General features: G+C 70.5%; 4 protein-coding genes. 1 reads left to right on the forward strand and 3 read right to left on the reverse strand.

The window, feature by feature from the left end; genetic code table 11:
- From RWP81_RS14960 to RWP81_RS14970, 3 genes are all read right to left on the reverse strand, one after another.
- A partial coding sequence (locus RWP81_RS14960; protein ID WP_314457418.1) for an ABC transporter ATP-binding protein occupies window positions 1-640 on the reverse strand: 640 nt, incomplete at its 3' end.
- 236 nt (window positions 641-876) lie between these two features.
- Window positions 877-1806 (reverse strand): FAD-dependent oxidoreductase, encoded by a 930-nt coding sequence (locus RWP81_RS14965; protein WP_314457420.1) that lies wholly within the window; start codon window positions 1804-1806, stop codon window positions 877-879.
- A 162-nt stretch (window positions 1807-1968) separates the two neighbouring features.
- Entirely contained in the window at window positions 1969-2958 is a 990-nt protein-coding gene (locus tag RWP81_RS14970; protein WP_314457422.1) for a glycerophosphodiester phosphodiesterase family protein, read from the reverse strand.
- Window positions 2959-3100: 142 nt separating this feature from the next.
- On the opposite strand from RWP81_RS14970, the gene RWP81_RS14975 reads away from it, so the two are divergent.
- On the forward strand, window positions 3101-4007 hold a 907-nt coding region (locus RWP81_RS14975; RefSeq protein ID WP_314457424.1), incomplete at its 3' end, for a Bax inhibitor-1/YccA family protein.

The raw sequence follows: 4007 nt of genomic DNA on the forward strand, positions 1-4007 counted from the left end.
CCGTACGTCCGTCGACGAGGAAGACCGCGTCGTCGACGACCTCTTCGAGTTCCGAGAGCACATGGCTCGAGATGAGGATGGTGCGACCCTCGGCAGCGAGACGTCGCAGCAGCACGCGCAGGGCGATGCGCGCCTGAGGATCGAGACCCGATGCCGGCTCGTCGAGAAGCAGCACGCGGGGGTCGTGGACGAGCGCTCGCGCGAGGGCGAGGCGCTGCTTCTGCCCGCGAGACAACACGCGGGCGGGCGACGCGGCGAGCGCGCTCAGGTCGACGAGCGCGAGCAGCTCGTCGGCGCGCGCACGCGCGGCCTCGCGCGAGAGATCGTAGAGCTGCGCGGTGGCCACCAGTACCTCGCGCGCGGTGAGGCTGGGCCAGGCGCCGAGGGAGTCCGGCATCCATCCGAGGAGCCGCCTCACCCCGGCCGGGTCGGCCACGGGGTCGACGCCGCCGAGACTCATTCGCCCCGCGTCGGGCTGCAATAGCGAGGCGAGCATGAGCATGAGGGTCGTCTTGCCCGAGCCGTTCGGGCCGACCAGCCCCGTCACCCGTCCGGGTGCCGCGGTGAAGGTGACCTCGCGCACGGCGTGAACCGCCCCGAAGGACCGTTTGACTCCCGCGACGTCGATACCGGCATCCATGCGCCCCACCCTAGAGGGGGCCTCCGACACGGCATCCGGCCCTGCACCGGTCGGCCACGCAGGATCGGCAGGCGATTCCGCGGCTCGGCCTGTCACCCGTCGGGCGCGGACACCCGGGCGTGTCGCACGTCGTGGACGGCATCGACGCGTTCGTCCCGGGAGCCTGCATCGAGAACGCGCGCCGCGCATCTGCACCGCGTCGGAACGAGGACCGACGTCGAGGCGGGCGCCGGATCTCAGGATGCAGCGAGCGCCCGCCCCAGCGCATCGCCCGACGTCCACGCCGTGCGGACGGCAGCGCTCTCGCCCCACGCGTCTCCGCACGCGGACAGCCCGGGCGAACGGAAGAAAGGTTGCCCCGTCGCCTGCGCGGGCCGTGCGAAGGTCCAGCGATGCGCGTGCGTGCTGACGGGATCAGCGTCGATGCGCAGCAGACGACGCGTCGCTGCCAGCACCGGCGCGATCGCGTCATCCGGGTCGTCGAGGTGTCGTCGCGCCCGATCGGCCGTGGTGTGCACGACGAGCACGGGAGCGCCGTCGCCGCGGCGGCCGCCGTCGTCGGCGATGAACGACACGTCGGCGTCGCCGTCGGCGAAGGCGCCGTGCAGGTCGGCGTCCCACTGCCGCTCATCCCACCGCAGCACGACCGCGATGACCGGCTCCCACTCCTGCGGACCGCCGGGGGCGTCGCCGGTCAAGCGGGCGGCCTGCGGCGACGGCATCGCGAGCACGACCTCGCCCGCCTCCTCGCCGTCGATCCGATACGGTTTCACCCGCTCGACGGCCCGCTCGGATTCGATGTCGAGACCCTCGGCGAGATCCAGGGCGAGCGTGCGCAGACCGAGGGGAGCCGCCCATCGCATCGGTCCGGGTTTGGGCGTCCGCCCGCCTTCTGCGTCGATCACCTGGAACGTGTCCGTCCAGGGACGGGCGAGCTCCCGCTCCTCCCAGTCGGCGACGACGTGCCCGAAGTCCGCGGCCTCGCCCACCACGAAGTACGAAGCTCCGAGATCGACCGGCCGGCCGTCGATCGTGCGGCTCGACAGGCGACCGCCCACACGCCGACCGCGATCGAGCACCCGCACCGAGCGCCCGGCATCCCGCACCGCACGCGCGCACGCGAGTCCCGAGATCCCGCCGCCGACCACCGTCACATCCACCGTCATGGGGTCATCCTCGCGCGGCGGGCCCGAGCGGGCGTCGGGGTTGCGCGGCCGTCACCGCACCCCCGCCGACCGCACTCCGAGACCCAACCCCCGCCCCTGCCTCGAGGCGCTCCGCTCACGCCCGACGCTCCGGCGTTCGGCTGAGTTGCTGTAAACCGCCGGTCAGCCTCGACCAGACCCGAAGAAATCGACCCCCAGGTCGGGATGATCGACGAACACGCCGTCGAGCTCCGCGTCGCGCAGCACGGACCACTCACGGCGGTAGTCACCGAATGCGCCGTCCCCGCCGGGGAGGCGGTGCTGCGGAAGCAGGAAGACGTTCTCGGGCCGACACGTCCAGGTGAAGACCGTCAGGCCGCGATCCCTCGCCTCGGACACGAATCGCGCGGGTCCACGAACGCGCCCCTCACCGTCGGGCGCCAGCACGAGTCGTTTGTCGGGGCTGATCCCGTCGACCGCCGCGGCCAGCGCATCGAGCCCGAAACGCGTGACCATCGAGGCGTACGTCGCCGCCTCCGCCCCGTCGCGTTCTCGCAGATCCCACGGCGCCCCCTCGCTGTCGATGAGCTGCACGAGAGGGACCCGGATGCCGCGCCCCCGCAGCCGAGAGAGCACCAGCGGCTCGAAGGACTCGATGACGAGGGCGTCCGCGGCATCCGCCCATCCCGCCTCGCGAAGCTCCGCGTCGACGAGCTCCGCCATGTCGAACCCGAGCCGGGCGAAGGATGCCGCGTGCTTGATCTCGAGGACGACGCCCAGTCCTCCCGCGCGCGCCAGGTCGAGCACGTCGCGCAGCCGGAGGATGGGTTCGGTGTCGTCGTGAGCGGCGCTGTCGGGCCGCAGAGTGGGGATGCGCTCGCGACACCGGAGCGTGCGCAGTTCATCCCAGGTGAGATCCTCGGTGAACCAGCCGGTCAGACGCTCCCCGTCGACGACCTTCGACGTGCGCCGGTCGGCGAACTCGGGTCGCGTGGCGACGTCGGTCGTCGACCCGATCTCGTTCTCATGCCGTACGACGAGGACGCCGTCGCGCGAGGGGACGACGTCGGGCTCGATGGCATCCACTCCGGCCGAGATCGCACGCTGATAAGAGCCGCGAGAATGCTCCGGGAGATATCCGGGAGCGCCGCGATGACCGATGACGAGGGGCATCCGGGCAGCGTACGAGCGCGAGGTGAACGGCCGTATCGCTCATAGCAGAATCCCAGTCACCCCAACGAATCAGACACGCTCCTCAGCTAGTGTTGTCTGACAGCACGGTGCTGTGATCACCATCTTTGGAGTGTGAGTTCCCGTGGCCCTCAACAACCCGGCATTCAACAACCCGGCGTTCCAGGACCCTCGAGCCGGTGGCGCGAACACGCGCTACAGCCCGCCCCCGGCCGTCGATCCCGCCGCCGCCGCATCGATCGAAGGCGCGTATGCGGCTCCGTCCGCGAGCGCCGTCGACACCGGCCGTATGACCGTCGAAGACACCGTCATGAAGACGCTGGGCCTCTTCGGCATCCTCGTCGTGACCGCCGTCGTCGGTTGGATCTGGACGATGAGCGGCGTCACCGCCGCCAACCCGACCCCGAGCGTCGCCCCGATGCTCATCGGTGGCCTCGTCGGCTTCGTGCTCGCGATGGTCGCGACGTTCAAGAAGAAGCCCTCGGTCCCCGTCTTCATCGCCTACGCGGCGTTCGAAGGCCTCTTCATCGGCGGCATCTCGGCGTTCTTCGAGTTCCAGCTCCCCGGCATCGTCGTGCAGGCCACCCTCGCGACCCTGTCGGTCGTCGGTGTGACCCTGGCACTCTTCGCCAGCGGCAAGATCCGCGCATCGAAGCGAGCCACGAAGATCTTCATGATCGCGATGGTCGGCTACCTCGTCTTCAGCTTGCTCAACGTCGGCCTCATGCTGTTCGGCGTGCTGCCTGACGGTATGGCGTTCGGTCTGCGCAGCGCCACGATCGCCGGCATCCCGATCGGCCTGATCCTCGGCGTGCTCGTCGTGATCATGGCCGCCTACTCGCTGGTGCTCGACTTCGACCAGATCCAGCGCGGCGTGCGCAACGGCGCCCCGCGCGTCTACGGCTGGGTCGGAGCCTTCGGCATCATGGTCACCGTCGTGTGGCTGTACGTCGAGATCCTGCGGATTTTGGCGCGACAACGCCGCAACCACAGAAGCACCCCACCCCCCCCAGGGCCGGCCCCGTTCGGGG

The organism is uncultured Microbacterium sp. (genome assembly GCF_963521695.1).
GTDB lineage: Bacteria > Actinomycetota > Actinomycetes > Actinomycetales > Microbacteriaceae > Microbacterium.